Source organism: Ramlibacter sp. AN1133 (assembly GCF_037890035.1).
GTDB lineage: Bacteria > Pseudomonadota > Gammaproteobacteria > Burkholderiales > Burkholderiaceae_C > Ramlibacter.
Genome location: NZ_JBBKTQ010000005.1, coordinates 238,840 through 251,843 on the forward strand (window position 1 = coordinate 238,840; position 13,004 = coordinate 251,843).

Annotated in this window: 14 protein-coding genes; 5 read left to right on the forward strand and 9 right to left on the reverse strand. The window is 70.8% G+C overall.

Annotated elements, in window-relative coordinates; translation table 11 throughout:
• The first annotated feature begins 9 nt into the window (after positions 1–9).
• The 4 genes from WG923_RS09110 to WG923_RS09125 are packed head-to-tail and all read left to right on the forward strand — an operon-like array spanning position 10 to position 3,398.
• The gene (locus tag WG923_RS09110) at positions 10–660 is read left to right on the forward strand and encodes a hypothetical protein (RefSeq protein WP_340350622.1); all 651 of its coding nucleotides are present in this window, start codon (positions 10–12) and stop codon (positions 658–660) included.
• A gap of 4 nt (positions 661–664) precedes the next feature.
• Positions 665–1,573, forward strand: a complete 909-nt coding sequence (locus WG923_RS09115; protein ID WP_340350623.1) for a TauD/TfdA family dioxygenase — start codon at positions 665–667, stop codon at positions 1,571–1,573.
• Entirely contained in the window at positions 1,558–3,039 is a 1,482-nt protein-coding gene (locus WG923_RS09120; protein ID WP_340350624.1) for a 2Fe-2S iron-sulfur cluster-binding protein, read from the forward strand. The genes WG923_RS09115 and WG923_RS09120 overlap by 16 nt, the downstream gene beginning before the upstream one ends.
• Positions 3,036–3,398 carry a S24 family peptidase gene (locus tag WG923_RS09125; protein ID WP_340350625.1) on the forward strand — a complete coding sequence of 121 codons (363 nt, stop codon included), beginning with the start codon at positions 3,036–3,038 and terminating at the stop codon, positions 3,396–3,398. The genes WG923_RS09120 and WG923_RS09125 overlap by 4 nt, the downstream gene beginning before the upstream one ends.
• 12 nt (positions 3,399–3,410) lie before the next feature.
• Here WG923_RS09125 and WG923_RS09130 read toward each other — a convergent pair whose 3' ends face one another.
• From WG923_RS09130 to WG923_RS09155, 6 genes are all read right to left on the reverse strand, one after another.
• Positions 3,411–4,550: a YeeE/YedE family protein gene (locus WG923_RS09130; RefSeq protein WP_340350626.1), complete on the reverse strand. Its 1,140-nt coding sequence runs from the start codon at positions 4,548–4,550 to the stop codon at positions 3,411–3,413.
• Between the two features lies 1 nt (position 4,551).
• Positions 4,552–5,019, reverse strand: coding sequence for a sulfur carrier protein DsrE2 (gene dsrE2, locus WG923_RS09135; RefSeq protein ID WP_340350627.1), 468 nt, complete (start codon positions 5,017–5,019; stop codon positions 4,552–4,554).
• Between the two features lie 3 nt (positions 5,020–5,022).
• Positions 5,023–5,250: a sulfurtransferase TusA family protein gene (locus WG923_RS09140; RefSeq protein WP_340350628.1), complete on the reverse strand. Its 228-nt coding sequence runs from the start codon at positions 5,248–5,250 to the stop codon at positions 5,023–5,025.
• 174 nt (positions 5,251–5,424) lie between these two features.
• Positions 5,425–5,733 carry a hypothetical protein gene (locus tag WG923_RS09145; RefSeq protein ID WP_340350629.1) on the reverse strand — a complete coding sequence of 103 codons (309 nt, stop codon included), beginning with the start codon at positions 5,731–5,733 and terminating at the stop codon, positions 5,425–5,427.
• Positions 5,734–5,747: 14 nt separating this feature from the next.
• Entirely contained in the window at positions 5,748–7,472 is a 1,725-nt protein-coding gene (locus tag WG923_RS09150; protein ID WP_340350630.1) for a DUF3373 domain-containing protein, read from the reverse strand.
• A gap of 121 nt (positions 7,473–7,593) precedes the next feature.
• Positions 7,594–9,021 carry a tetrathionate reductase family octaheme c-type cytochrome gene (locus WG923_RS09155; RefSeq protein WP_340350631.1) on the reverse strand — a complete coding sequence of 476 codons (1,428 nt, stop codon included), beginning with the start codon at positions 9,019–9,021 and terminating at the stop codon, positions 7,594–7,596.
• 128 nt (positions 9,022–9,149) lie between these two features.
• Here WG923_RS09155 and WG923_RS09160 point away from each other — a divergent pair, with 128 nt between their 5' ends.
• Complete coding sequence (locus tag WG923_RS09160; RefSeq protein WP_340350632.1) at positions 9,150–9,500, forward strand: ArsR/SmtB family transcription factor; 351 nt, start codon at positions 9,150–9,152, stop codon at positions 9,498–9,500.
• 15 nt (positions 9,501–9,515) lie between these two features.
• Here WG923_RS09160 and WG923_RS09165 read toward each other — a convergent pair whose 3' ends face one another.
• The 3 genes from WG923_RS09165 to soxX are packed head-to-tail and all read right to left on the reverse strand — an operon-like array spanning position 9,516 to position 12,993.
• The gene (locus tag WG923_RS09165; RefSeq protein WP_340350633.1) at positions 9,516–10,631 is read right to left on the reverse strand and encodes a YeeE/YedE family protein; all 1,116 of its coding nucleotides are present in this window, start codon (positions 10,629–10,631) and stop codon (positions 9,516–9,518) included.
• Positions 10,628–12,337: a thiosulfohydrolase SoxB gene (gene soxB / locus WG923_RS09170; protein WP_340350745.1), complete on the reverse strand. Its 1,710-nt coding sequence runs from the start codon at positions 12,335–12,337 to the stop codon at positions 10,628–10,630. Before soxB ends, WG923_RS09165 begins: the two co-directional genes overlap by 4 nt.
• A complete protein-coding gene (gene soxX, locus WG923_RS09175) occupies positions 12,337–12,993 on the reverse strand; it encodes a sulfur oxidation c-type cytochrome SoxX (protein WP_340350634.1) in 657 nt (218 codons plus the stop codon). The genes soxB and soxX overlap by 1 nt, the downstream gene beginning before the upstream one ends.
• Positions 12,994–13,004: the final 11 nt, after the last annotated feature.

Sequence of the window (13,004 nt, forward strand, 5' to 3'; positions counted from 1 at the left end):
GGCCTTGCCATGACGCTCCCCACGCCCGCCACGCCCCGCCTGAAGACGCAGTGGTTCCGCCACGGCGACAGCCGCGGCCCGCAGCAGCAGGCGGGCGCGGCGGCCTTCATCGTCTGGCGCATCGCCCGGCACACGCTGGACCGCACGCGCCATGCCGGCTACGAGGTCGAGACCGGTGCGCCCTACTTCGCCTTCCTGCGCGAGGTGCTCGCGTTCCTGGCGGCGATCGCGGACCGCATCGCGCACGCGCGGCTGCCGGCGCCGCAGCGCGCGGAATTCACCGTCGCGATGGTGCACCACCTCGCGCGCATCCTGCAGGACAGCCAGGACGACCTGCTCGGCCCGGCCACCGAAGGCACGCCCTCGCACGGCGAGCGCCTCATCGACCTGGTCAACGAACTGGCCGGCCACTACGCCGAGTTCGGTGCCGACCCCCAGGGGCGGGACGAGGTCGCGGGCTTCGCGCCCGACTTTGCCTTCCTGCGCTACCTGGGCCACCGGCTCGAGGCGACGGTGCCGCCGCACGACCGGCGCTGGATCCGCGAGCAGGTGATCGCGTGCGAGGCGCCCGAGTCGGTGGCGATGCTGCAGCGTTCGCTGCGCGAGCTGTTCGCGCCGCCGCCGCGGCGCGCGCGGCGCGAAGCGCTCAGCGGCGACTGAGGCCATGGACGCCGTCCTGTCCCGCCCCCGCAGCTCCTTCGACCTCGCCGACGACGCGGCCTACCGCCACTGGCGCGACGCGAAGCTCGCGCGCCGGCCGCGCCGCATCGAGGAACTGGTCGTTCCGGTGGCCGACCCCGGCGACCTCACCAGCGGCGAGCGCGCGGCGCTGCTGCGCGCGATCGGCCGCGCCGGCTTCGCCTTCTACCGCCTGCTGCTGCGCACCGACGACGGCGCCCTGCCCCGGCGGCTGGGCGCGCAGCTCGGGCTGCACCGCCTGGACGCCAACTGGCTGGCGGGCGAGGACGGGATCTCCCGCATCGCCGTGCGCGCCGCCAGCGACGGCCCCGGCGGCTTCATCCCGTACACCGACCGCGCGATCGGCTGGCACACCGACGGCTACTACCATCCCGAACAGCGCCGCATCCGCGGCATGGTGCTGCACTGCGTGCGGCCGGCCCGCTCCGGCGGCGAGAACCGGCTGCTCGACCCCGAGCTGGCCTACATCGCGCTGCGCGAGCGCTCGCCGCGGCTGGTGCAGGCCCTCATGCAGCCCGACGCGATGACGATCCCGCAGCGCACCGACGAGGCCGGGATCGCCCGCGCCGCCCAATCCGGCCCCGTGTTCTCGCTCGACGAGGATGGCTGCCTGCACATGCGCTACACGGCGCGCACGCGCTCGATCGCGTGGAAGGACGACGCCGCCACGCGCGAGGCGGTGGCGCAGCTGCAGCAACTGCTGGCGGACTCGCCCTGGATCTGGCGCGTGCGCCTGCAGGCGGGGATGGGGATGGTGGGCCACAACGTGCTGCACGACCGCAGCGCCTTCGTCGACGACCCGGCGCGGCCGCGCCTGGTGCTGCGCGCGCGTTTCCTCGATCGCGCCGGGGAGGCCCCGTGGCCCAATGGGTGAGCATCTGGCGCGCGGCGCAGCTGGCCGGCGTTCCGCGCGCGGCGCTGCAGCAGCGCGTGCGCGCCGGCGAGATCGAGGAGAACGAAGGCCTCGTGTCGACGGCGTCGCTGCTGGCCTTCTATCCGCAGCTGCAACTGGAAGGGGCCGGCCTGGCGGAGCGGGTCGCCCGCATCCGCGAGGAGTCCTTCGGCCGGCGGGTGCGCGAGCGCCTGCTGCCCAGCCAGGAGGTGCTGGCGCAGCGGGTGTTCCAGCAAGGCCAGGAACTGGCGGACGTGCAGCGCCACCTGCAGCGCTATCACGCGCTGCTGGTGTCGCTGCGCGAAACCATCCGGCAGCAGCAGCGCGAGGCGGGCGGCGATGACCCGCGCCTCGTCCTGCTCGAACGCGAGCTGGCCAGCGGGCTGGCGCGCGTGCTCGCCACCGAACCCGTGGATGCACTGCATGTGATGGACGACGTGCTCAAGGTGATGTCGGCGCAGGTCACCGTGCGCCCGAGCGGCCACCAGTTCACGGTGGAGGGGCGCTACAGCCTGCTGCAGGCGGGCCTGCGCGCGGGCCTGCACCTGAACTACGGCTGCGGCAACGGCAGCTGCGGCATGTGCAAGGTGCGCGTCACGGCCGGCGAGGTGGCGCGTTGCGCCCCCAGCGACTATCCGCTGTCCGAGGCGGAGAAGGCGCAGGGCTACGTGCTGGCCTGCGCGCACACCGCCGCCAGCAGCGAGCTGACGATCGAGACGCTGGAGGCGGCCGGGCCGGCGGACATCCCGCAGCAGCAGATCACCGTGACCGTGCGCGCCCTGCGGCCGCTGGCGCCCGACACGCTGCTGCTGCACGTGCAGACGCCGCGCAGCCGGCGCCTGCGCTTCCTGGCCGGCCAGTCGCTCACCCTGGCGCTGGCCGAGGGCGAGGGCGAGGGCGCGCAGTCCCGCTACCCGATCGCCAGCTGCCCGTGCGACGACCGCAACCTGCAGTTCTTCATCCGGCGCGACGCCGAGGACCCGGTGGCGACGCGCCTCTTCGGTGGCGCCGTGCGCCCCGGCGAGGCCCTCACGGTGTGGGGGCCGCACGGCGACTTCACGCTGCGCGAGGCCGCGCAGCCGCTGGTGTTCGTGGCCTGCGACGAGGGCTTCGCGCCGGTCAGGAGCCTGATCGAGCACGCGCTGTCGCTGGACGCCGCGCCCTCGCTGACGCTCTTCTGGCTGGCCACGCGCAGCGATGGCCACTTCCTCGCGAACCAGTGCCGCGCGTGGTCGGAGGCGCTCGACCCGTTCGAGTACAGCCTGTTCAGCGACGCCGATGCGGCGGCCGGCGCGCGGCAGGTGGTGCGCGCGATGCAGGCCGACCTGTTCCACCTCGATTGCGCGTTCTACGTGGCCGGGCCGGCGGCCTTCGTCGACACCGTGGCCGGACAGCTGGCGGACGCCGGCGTGCCGCTGGCGCAGATCCACGGCGAGGCCCTGGCATGAGCAGCAGCGGCCGGCCCGATCCGCACCCGCAGGAGGACAGCGGTTGCAGCGGCGGCGAGTCCTTCGCGCTGCGCGTGCTGGGCGAGGACATGCTGCCGGAGTTCCGCGAGGGCGACATCATCGTCGTCGAGCCCGACGGCGCGCTGAAGGACGGCTGCTTCGTGCTGGCGTGCCCGGACGGCGCGTGGATGCTGCGCCAGCTGGTGCGGCGCGACGGCGGCTGGCTGCTGCGCGTGCTGAATCCGCCGGCCTGCAGCACCGCCCCGGAACTCGCGATCGCGGACCTGTCGACGGTGCGCGGGCTGGTGATCCAGAAGGCGGTGCCGGGGCGCCGCCGCCTGACCAGGAGCTATCTCTGAGCCGGGTCCGGCTCAGGTCGCGGCGGTGGCCCCCAGCTCGGGCGAGCGTTCCTCCCGCCACGCCAGCACCTTGAGCGTGGCCACGCCGCCCACGACGATGCCGGCCACCGCGATGAAGGAGCCGATGGCCAGCGTGGACACGCCCGACAGGCCCTGGCCGATGGTGCAGCCGGCGGCCGTGACGCCGCCGGCTCCCATCAGCACTCCCCCCACCAGTTGTTGCCGCAGGTCCGCCAGCGATGCGAAGCCTTCCCACCGGAACGTCCCGGTGGCGAGCGCATGCACGGCGGAGCCCGCGATCGTGCCCAGCACCGCGGCGATGCCGAAGCTCAGGTGCAGCGACTTGTCGGTCCACAGCAGCAGCAGTTCCAGCGAATAGGCGAGCGGGCCGACGAAGCTGAGCGACTCGAGGGTGCGGCTGTTGGTGGCGAAGTACACGGTTTCCAGCGTCTCGGGGTTCTCGCCGAAGCCCAGGAAGCCGGTGACGTACCAGCCCGCCGCCACCACGGCGCCCATGACCACGGCCCCCGCCACCTGGCGTGAGTTGCCGCGAAAGCGCTGGTCCTTGAACGCGAACGCGAACAGGCCCGCGGCCACCGCCGCGACCGTCAGCGGCACCGCCAGCCCGGGCGCCAGTCCGGTGGCCCGGGCGACCGCCGTGGCCAGGCTGCCGTCGCTCCAGCCGAGGGCGGCGAGGTCGATGCGCACCGGGTCGAGCCAGCTCGCGCGCCACTGCGCGAACAGGCCCTTGAGCGTCATGTAGGAGGCGATCGCCAGGAACACCAGCACCACCAGCGAGCGCACGCTGCCGCCGCCCAGGCGCACCAGGTTGCGGTTGGCGCAGCCGCCGGCGATCGTCATGCCGACGCCGAACAGCACCCCGCCCACCAGCAGCGACAGCCAGGGCAGCATGGGCCGCTGCTGCACCGACTTGGCGAGATCGACATAACCCAGGAAGGACAGCAGCGCGGTGCCCAGGACGGCGACGGCCGCCGCCAGCATCCAGGTGCGCATGCGCGTCCACGAGCCCATGTTCACGATGTCCGACAGCGCGCCCATGGTGCAGAAGTTGGTTCGTGCGGCCGCCAGGCCGAACACGAAGGCCAGCAGGAAGCCGCCGGTGACGACCAGCAGTGCGGGGGTGGCGCCCATCTCAGATGAAAAGGCAGACGTCGGTATCGCCGGCGAACTTCAGGAAAGTCGCGGCGCCGCCGTATTCGATGCCGTCGATGAACTGGTCGCGCGAGAACTCGAACAGGTCCACCGTCATCTGGCAGGCGATGAAGCCGACCTCGGTCTCGATGCAGGCCGAGCGCAGCTCCTCCAGGGAGGCCACCCCCTTCTTCTTGATCTTGGACTTCATCATGCTGGTGGCCATCGCCTCCATCCCGGGCAGCATGGAGACCATCACGGGCATGGGCACCGGCATGGGCATGGCGGGGTTGGCGAGCGGGCTGATCGCGATGTCGCTCAGATCCTTGCGCAGCAGCTGCAGCCCGTAGAAGGTGAAGAACACCTTGACCTCCCAGCCGAGGGACGCCGCGGTGGACGCCAGGATCAGCGGCGGGTAGGCCATGTCCAGGGCCCCCTTGGTGGCGATGATCGCCATCTTCTTGGCCATGGTTCAGCCCTTGCGAAGGAAGAACACGTACCGGCTGTTCTCCTGTCCCGAGGAGAGCAGCGGGTTGCCCGTCTCCTCGGCGAAGGCGGCCATGTCGCAGACCGAGCCCGGGTCGGTGGCGATCACGCGCAGCACCTGGCCGGCGCTCATCGCGGAGAGCGCCTTCTTCGTCTTGACGATGGGCATCGGGCAGCTCAGGCCGGATGCGTCGAATTCCTTGTCGAAATGCATGCACGTCTCCTCGCGGGCCCGTGCCGGTGCCAACGCCGGCGGGCCACTGGGGACGTATGAGACGGCAACGGCCGCGGGGCGTCCATTACCGTGAAGGGGGGTGGGGCATAGCCCATGCGGGTAGTGCGGCCTGCGGGGGCCGGCGCCGGATCGGGGCGCCGGCCCCCGGCGCCCTCAGCACCCGGCCGTCTTGCGGAACGACTTGCTGGCGTTGCCGCCCTCCTTCTTCTCGAAGCGCGAGCGGATCTCGTCGCCCTCGACGATGCGCTTGTCCTTGAACTTGTCGAGCGTGAGTTCGTCGCTGATGTCGATCTTCACCTCCTCGCCCGAGCGCACGTCCTTCAGCGTCGCGACGGCGGACTGGCCGTCGGGCGCGAGCACGATGCGCGTCACCGGGCCCACCACCGTCACGTCCTGCGCCATGGCCCCCTGCCACGCGCAGGCGAGCACCACCAGAACCGCGGAATAGAGTTTCCTGCCCATGATGCCGACTCCTTTCAGAACTTGACCTCGAACGTGCCGTAGATGTCCCACGCCTTCTTCAGCGGCGTGAGCGCGCTGAACTGGCCGTTGACGTCGGAGATGCGCACCGGCGCGCCCACCCAGTTGTTGCTGCCCGTGTACTTGAAGTCGTAGTACTGGGCGCCGAGCTTGAAGAAGGCCTTGGAGCCGAACGACGACACGGCCTTGCCGCCGAACTCCTGGATCACGTAGAGCTCGTACACGTTGCCGCGCGCGCCCGCCTTGGCGGTCCACACGTCGTCGGCCGCGGGCGCGAAGGTGATCCAGTTCTTCGAGCCGCGGTTGTATTCGAAGCCGATCTTGGTGCGCGAGGGCAGGTCGTAGCGCAGGCCCACCGCGATCGCGGTGCCCGTCTTGCTCGTCGGTGCCTCCGGCGCGAAGAAGCCGCCCGAGAGCAGGCCCTGGAAGCCGAACTGCGACGACACGTTGTTGCTCGGATGGGTCACGCTCACGGCCGCGTCGGCGAACAGGTTCAGGTTGCCCGGGCCGACATTCTTGAGCGTGCTCATCGCGCCCAGGCCGAACCAGTCGATGTCGCCCAGGTCCGCCCGCGGCGCCGTCTCGCCGAAGAAGGTTCCGCTCATCTTCGGGGCGTCGAAGATGTGGAAGCCGCGGTTCCACTGCGTCCACACGCGCAGCTTGTCGGTGTCGATCGGCACCACCGAGAAGCCGAACATGTCGGTGTCCTGCAGCGAGTTGGCGGGCGTGTGCCGGAAACCGCTCTCGAAGCCGCGGCCGTAGCAGATCTTGCCGTAGGCGCCGGGGAAGCCGTCGACGTCGGGCGCGTAGCCGAGCGTCATGCCGTCGAACGCGTAGTCCACCAGCAGGGAGGGCGTGCCGCCGTTGCCGGGGCGCGGCTCGTTGAGCTTCAGGTTGCTCGGCGCGCCGTTGGTGGACGGCCGCCGGCCGACCGAGAACCAGATGTCGCGGCCCGTGATGTTGCTCCAGGTGGCGTACGCGCGGTCCACCGCCACCGTGCCGCTGGAGGGCACGTGGCCCACCGTGCCGTCGAACACGCCGACGCGGTCGGCGAAGAAGGGCGCGGCGCCGCTGTTGGTGACGGCGTCGTCGTCCTGCGCGCCGAAGGTCTTGTACATGGCCAGGCGCGTGGTGACGCTCACGTCCTGCGTCGCCTTGGCGTGCAGGTCCAGCCGCAGCCGGTTGGTGTAGAGGGTGTCGTTGCGCGGCTTGTACGCCGCCACCGGCACGGCGAAGTTGCCCAGGCCCTGAGCCATGGCGCCGTTCGCGCCGAGGAAGGCCAGCGCGTCGGAGTAGGTCCGCACGGCGTTCATGCCCTGGGCGAACTGCATGAGGCCCGTCAGCGCGCCGCCGGTGGCCGGGTTCGGGTTGGCGAAGAATTCCGCCTGCAGCCGGTTCTGCGCGTTGGCGAAGGTCGCGGCCGCGTCGGTGAAGGGCCGGGTCTCGCCGCGCAGGCTGTCCACGCGGAAGCGGTAGTCGCCGCCGATGGTCAGCCACCGGTCCAGCGCTCGCTCCTGCGCCTTCCGGGCCGCGGCCCGGGTGTCGGCCTCGCTGCGCGCCGCCTTGTCCTCGTTGGCGCGCACCTGCGACTTCAGTTGCTCGATCTCGCGCGACAGCGCCTCGATCCTCCTCAGCACGTCCTCGTCGGCTGCTGCCGCCGCGAGCGGTGCCAGCAGCACCACCACCGCGGCCATGACACCGGACAGCTTTCTCCGTCTCATCTCGTTCTCCTTGTTTGCGAACACGCGGGTCCCCGCCGGCGCCGGCGCGCATGCGCGGCGCTCGCTCCTCCTCCTCGGTGCGGTGCGCGCCCGTCGTGCGGGCGCGCTCCCCGTGTTGCTGCTACTCGGGATCGACGCCCGGCACGTCCTTCATGCGGCCGTTCTTCGCGTGGCAGTCGTCGCAGCCCAGGGCCTTGGCCTTCGGTGCGACCATGTGCGTGATCGGCCACATGCTGACGGTGTCGACGAAGGCGACCTGGCCGGAGAAGGGCTGCTTGACCGCGGCCATGCCGGTGGCCACCGCCTTGGTCCAGTCGAGGTTCTTCCAGTACGCCGTGTCGTCGTTGCCGGCCAGGTGGGTGATCGCCAGCGTCCGGTTCACCGGGTCCCACGCCTGCTTCGCACGGAAGACCTTGATCGGCCAGATCTTCGACTTGCCGTCCTTGGCCGAGCCTTCGAACCAGTTGATCGCCACGGGCCCCTTGCCCGGGTCGATGCGCTCGCCGGGCGTCTGGTGCCGGATCGTGCCGTTGAACCACGCGTAGGCGGGAACGACGTTCTCCTCGAAGACGAAGCTGCCCTTGATGGTGCTGTACGACTCGTAGCCGTTGGCGTCGCGCTTGATCATCGGCTTGCCGTCGGGGCCGCGCTGGCCGGCGGTGGACCAGTCCCACACCATCTTGGTGGGGATGCCGCCGCGCGCGAACGCCGGGATGTGGCAGGTCTGGCAGGCCATGAACTTGTCGTGCCGGTTGATGTCCTTGTCTGCGTGCGGGGCGCTGCTGTGGCAGGTGTCGCAGCCGAAGGTGACGTTCATGGGGCCGTAGCGCGTGCCCGGCACTTCGTGGTTGAGCGTGCGGTGGCAGGTGGTGCAGCGGAAGTTCAGGCCCTTGGCGTCCATGTGGACGTCGAGCGCCGCGTCCGGCGCGTCGAGCGACGAATCGATGTCGCCGTGCTTGACGCCGTCGCCGCCGCCGCCGAAGAAGTGGCAGCTGCCGCAGCTGGTGCGGCTGGTCCGCCCCACCGACTGCGCGATGCGCCTGAGGTCGAGGCCCTTGACGATCTTGCCGGACCCGGGCGGCACCTCCATGTCCTTCGCGAAGACGTTGCCCGCCAGGCCGGAAGCCTTCGTGTACTTCCCGGTCGTGTCGTGGCAGGCGAGGCAGTCGACCTTCTCCTCCGAGTTGAAGTCGAACGAGGCGTCCTTCATCCCGTAGCCGATGTGGCAGGAGGCGCAACCGGACAGGTTGGTCGCCGTGGAGGTGCAGAAGTTGTTGACGACGTGGCGCTTGCCGAGCACCTGGCCCGCCGGGTTGACGTACTCCCATTTCCAGTGCTGGGTCTGGTGGATCTGCCTGGCCGCGCCCTTGTGGCACGCGAGGCAGGCCTTGGTGACTTCCGGCCCGGTCTGGAAGTCCTGCTGCAGCGCCTTGAAGCGCGAATGCATGCCGGCCGGTTTGCCGCCCGGGGCGGCCGGTGCGGCGCCATGGACGGCGGCCGCTGCAAGAAAGGCAGCCACGAAGCAGGCTGCAAGGTAGCGAGGTGACATTGCGGACCCCTTTCGACCCCCAACGTAGGCGCGAGCCCGGTCGGAATCCTTGACGCGCATCATATTCATAGCCATATAGTTATTGAAGCAAGGCCACCATGTCAGAATTCGGACAGGCAGGAAGCAGCATGAAGAACCTGGATGACGACGCGCTCGCGCTGGTGGCGCAGTATTTCGCCGCGCTGGCGGTGCCGATGCGGCTGAAGATCCTGAATCACCTGCGCGAGGGCGAGCGCAACGTGGGCGAGCTCACCGCCGCCACGGGGTGCACGCAGGCCAACGTGTCCAAGCACCTCGCGGTGCTGGCGCACAGCGGCCTGGTGGCGAAGACGCAGCGCGGCACCAGCGCCTACTACCGCTTCGCCAACGACAGCGTGTACCGCCTGTGCGACCTGGTGTGCGACCAGCTCGATCGCCACTTCGCGCAGGAGGCGGAGCGCCGCCGCGCCTTCGCGGGCCGCGCGCGCCGCCGCGCGTGAACGGCGCGCCGCCGCTCAGGCCATGCGCTCGACGCGCCAGGCCTGGTACTTCACGCCCGCGGTGGCGCCCGCCAGCATCGCCGGCAGGGCCACGAGGCTGGTGAGGCTCAGCGTCGAAAGCCCCGTCACGCCCTGGCCGATGCTGCAGCCCATCGCCATCACGCCGCCGATGCCCATGAGCGTCGCGCCGACGAGGTGGTGCCCCAGGTCGGCGGTGTCGGCGAAGCCCTCCCAGCGGAACGTGCCGCTGGCCAGCGCCACCGCGGCGGAGCCGAGGATCACGCCCGGCACGGAGACGATGCCGACGGTGGTGCGCTTGGAGGCATCGCTGAAGAACAGCACCCAGTCCAGCAGGTAGGCCGCGGGCGCGGCGAAGCTGAAAGCCTCCGCGCGGGTGGAGTTCGTCGCCAGCCAGCTTTCCTGCAGCGTCTCGGGGTGCTCGCCCAGGTGCCCCAGGTGGCCGGTGACGCCCCACATCGCGAGCACGAGCAGCCCGACCCCCAGCCCCGCCGCGAGGCTGCGCCCAGTGCGCGCTTCCTGCGAGGAGAGTGCCCACAGCAGCAGCGGCGCGCCGACGGCAAGGGCCGCCGCCACGGCCGCCGTTGCCGGCGCCATCCCGCTCGCACGCGCCAGCACGCTCGCGAGATCGGCATTGGTGACCAGGTCGGCCGCCACGCGGTCCACGGTGGCGACGCGCCAGACCGCCGTCAATCCCTTCAGCGTGGCGAAGGCGGCGACGCCGGTGACGAGCGCGACCACCAGCGACTTGAGGTTGCCCGCGCCCAGCCGCACCAGGTTGCGGCTGATGCAGCCCGACGCGAGCACCATGCCCAGGCCGAAGACCGCCCCGCCGACCAGCGCGGAGAGCCACAGCCAGCGCGGCGTCGCGTAGAGCGTCTGCGCCGGCGTCAGCACCCCGCTGGCGGAGAGGGCTGCGAAGCCCAGCGTGGCCACCGCCGCCGCGAGCATCCACTGCCGCATGCGCGTCCAGCGGCCGAGGATCACGGCGTCGCTCACCGCGCCCATGGTGCAGAAACCCGTGGCCTGCACGAGCGCGCCGAGCGCGGCGGACAGCAGGAAGGCGGCGCCCAGCACCTGCCACGTGAGCGTCGCCAGCGCGCCTTCGGTCATGCCCCGCTGATCACCGGCACGTTCACCTGCCGCGCCGCGACCTTGCCGCCGCGTGCCTTCAGCCAGCCCTCGACCAGTTCCCACACGGGCTTGTTGCCCGCCCGCGCGGCCTCCTCGGCCACCGGCGCCCAGCCCGCTACCTTGTAGGTGCGCGAGGCCTCGAGCGGCTTGCCGCCCAGGCGCATGTCGGTGATGCGCTTGCCCGCCGGCGCGGACGGGTCGATCGCGTAGCGCAGCCCGCCCACGCGCACCATGTCGCCGCCCTGCTGGTAATACGGATCGGGGTTGAACAGGTTGTCGGCGACATCCTCCAGCACCGTCTTGATCGTCGCGCCGCTCATGGAACTCACCGTCGCGTACGAATAGGTGGTGGCGGTCATGTCCATCAGCCACTCGCGCGTGATGTCCTGCCCCGGCAGCAGCGTGGTGCCCCAGCGGAAGCCGGGCGAGAACGCGATCTCGGCGCCCTGCACGTCCATCAGCGCGTCCAGCAGCAGCTGGTCGCCCGAGCCGTTGAAGTTGCCGCGGCGGTACAGCGTGCCCTCGGTGACGGCGAGCCGTTCGCGCAGCTTGCCCTCGTAGGGCGAGCGGATGCGGCGGATCAGCGCCTCCATGGCCGGATCGGCCGGCAGCATGTTGGCGAACACCGGCAGCAGGCGGTAGCGGAAGTCCGCCACCTTGCCGCCCTTGACGTCGAAGTCCATGACGGCGAGGAACTTGCCGTTGGAGCCGGCGTTGGTCACCAGCGTCTTGCCGCCCCGGTTGGCGACCACGGAGGCCACCGGCATGCCGTCGTGCGTGTGGCCGCCGAAGATCGCGTCGACGCCCGTGATGCGGCTGGCCAGCTTCAGGTCCACGTCCATGCCGTTGTGGCTCAGGATCACCACCACCTGCGCACCCTTGGCCCGCACCTCGTCCACCTGCTTTTGCAGGTTGGCCTCCTGGATGCCGAACTCCCAGTCCGCGACCAGGTAGCGCGGGTTGGCGATCGGCGTGTAGGGGAAGGCCTGCCCGATGATGGCGCAGGGCACGCCGTTGACCTCGCGCAGCACGTAGGGCTTGAACACGGGATCGCCGAAATCGGTGGTCTTGACGTTCTGCGCCACGAATTCGATGCGGCCGGCGAACTCCTTGTCGACGATCTCCTTGACGCGGTCCATGCCGAGCGTGAATTCCCAGTGGCCCGTCATCACGTCGACGCCGAGCAGCCTGGCCGCCTCGACCATGTCCTGCCCCTTGGTCCACAGCGCGGTGGCGGAGCCCTGCCAGGTGTCGCCGCCATCGAGCAGCAGGGCACCGGGCCGGCCGGCGCGCATCTTCTTCACCAGCGTCGCGAGATGCGCGAAGCCGCCCACCTTGCCGTAACGCTGCGCCGCGGCCTCGAAGTCGAGGTAGGTGAGCGCGTGGGCCTCGGCGCTGCCGGCCGGCACCCTGGCCATGCGCAGCAGCTGCTCGCCCACCAGGTGCGGCAGCTTGCCCGCCATGCCGCCGACGCCGAGGTTCACGCTCGGCTCGCGGAAGTAGACCGGGTTGAGCTGCGCATGGCAGTCCGTGATGTGCAGGAAGGAGACATTGCCGAACCGCGGCAGCTCGTACAGGCCCTCGGCCGCGGTGGCCGCGTCCGCGCCCGACCAGCGGCCCAGGCCCATGCCCGCCACCGAAGCGGCGCCGAGGACGTTCAGGAATTCGCGCTTGGAGAGATTCATCATCGGTTCACGGGGGAGGCCGGGTCGAGCAGCAGCGCCATCACGTGGCGGATCTGCTGCTCGGTGAGGTTGCCCATGTGGCCCGAGCGCGGCATGTTGGAACAGGCGTTGTAGGCCTTGGCGTTCCAGATCTTGCCCCAGGTGTACTCCACGATGGGCCTCGCCTCGGCGCTGTTGGGGTCCTTCACGCCGCGCAGCTTGCCGTAGTGGTACAGGCTCGGGCCGATGGTGCCGAACGAGATCTCCCCGGGCGCGATCTGGTGGCAGTTGTAGCAGTTGCCGCCGTTGGGCGTCTTCGTGTCGTCGCTCCAGGTGAGGCCGCGGCCGCTCTGCGCGATCTGCTCGCCCTGCTTCCAGTCGCCGAGGAACCTGCCGTCGGCGGGCCACTTCACCGTCTTGAGGTTGGCCTCCTCGATGCGCTTGGCGACCGCGGGATCGAGCGGCTTGCCCGCCACGTCGGCGGCGGAGCAGAGCTTCTGCGTGTCGTCGGTCTCGGTGACCCGTTCGACCTTCGCGATGCCCTCGCTGCGGAAGGCGCTGCGCACCATCCGGGCGGCCAGCGCGTCGTAGTCGGGGGCGGCGGCCGGCAGCGCGCTGCAACCCACCGCCACGGCGGCGACGGCCAGCATGCCGAGGGTGATGATCTTGCTGTTCATGCCTGTGCTCC

Excerpts from the sequence above, each read along its gene's own strand:
- WG923_RS09110 (WP_340350622.1), top strand. The coding sequence starts at position 10 with ATGACGCTCCCCACGCCCGCCACGCCCCGCCTGAAGACGCAGTGGTTC.
- WG923_RS09115 (WP_340350623.1), top strand. The coding sequence starts at position 665 with ATGGACGCCGTCCTGTCCCGCCCCCGCAGCTCCTTCGACCTCGCCGAC.
- WG923_RS09125 (WP_340350625.1), top strand. The coding sequence starts at position 3,036 with ATGAGCAGCAGCGGCCGGCCCGATCCGCACCCGCAGGAGGACAGCGGT.
- WG923_RS09130 (WP_340350626.1), bottom strand. The coding sequence starts at position 4,550 with ATGGGCGCCACCCCCGCACTGCTGGTCGTCACCGGCGGCTTCCTGCTG.
- dsrE2 (WP_340350627.1), bottom strand. The coding sequence starts at position 5,019 with ATGGCCAAGAAGATGGCGATCATCGCCACCAAGGGGGCCCTGGACATG.
- WG923_RS09140 (WP_340350628.1), bottom strand. The coding sequence starts at position 5,250 with ATGCATTTCGACAAGGAATTCGACGCATCCGGCCTGAGCTGCCCGATG.
- WG923_RS09145 (WP_340350629.1), bottom strand. The coding sequence starts at position 5,733 with ATGGGCAGGAAACTCTATTCCGCGGTTCTGGTGGTGCTCGCCTGCGCG.
- WG923_RS09150 (WP_340350630.1), bottom strand. The coding sequence starts at position 7,472 with ATGAGACGGAGAAAGCTGTCCGGTGTCATGGCCGCGGTGGTGGTGCTG.
- WG923_RS09155 (WP_340350631.1), bottom strand. The coding sequence starts at position 9,021 with ATGTCACCTCGCTACCTTGCAGCCTGCTTCGTGGCTGCCTTTCTTGCA.
- WG923_RS09160 (WP_340350632.1), top strand. The coding sequence starts at position 9,150 with ATGAAGAACCTGGATGACGACGCGCTCGCGCTGGTGGCGCAGTATTTC.
- WG923_RS09165 (WP_340350633.1), bottom strand. The coding sequence starts at position 10,631 with ATGACCGAAGGCGCGCTGGCGACGCTCACGTGGCAGGTGCTGGGCGCC.
- soxB (WP_340350745.1), bottom strand. The coding sequence starts at position 12,337 with ATGAATCTCTCCAAGCGCGAATTCCTGAACGTCCTCGGCGCCGCTTCG.
- soxX (WP_340350634.1), bottom strand. The coding sequence starts at position 12,993 with ATGAACAGCAAGATCATCACCCTCGGCATGCTGGCCGTCGCCGCCGTG.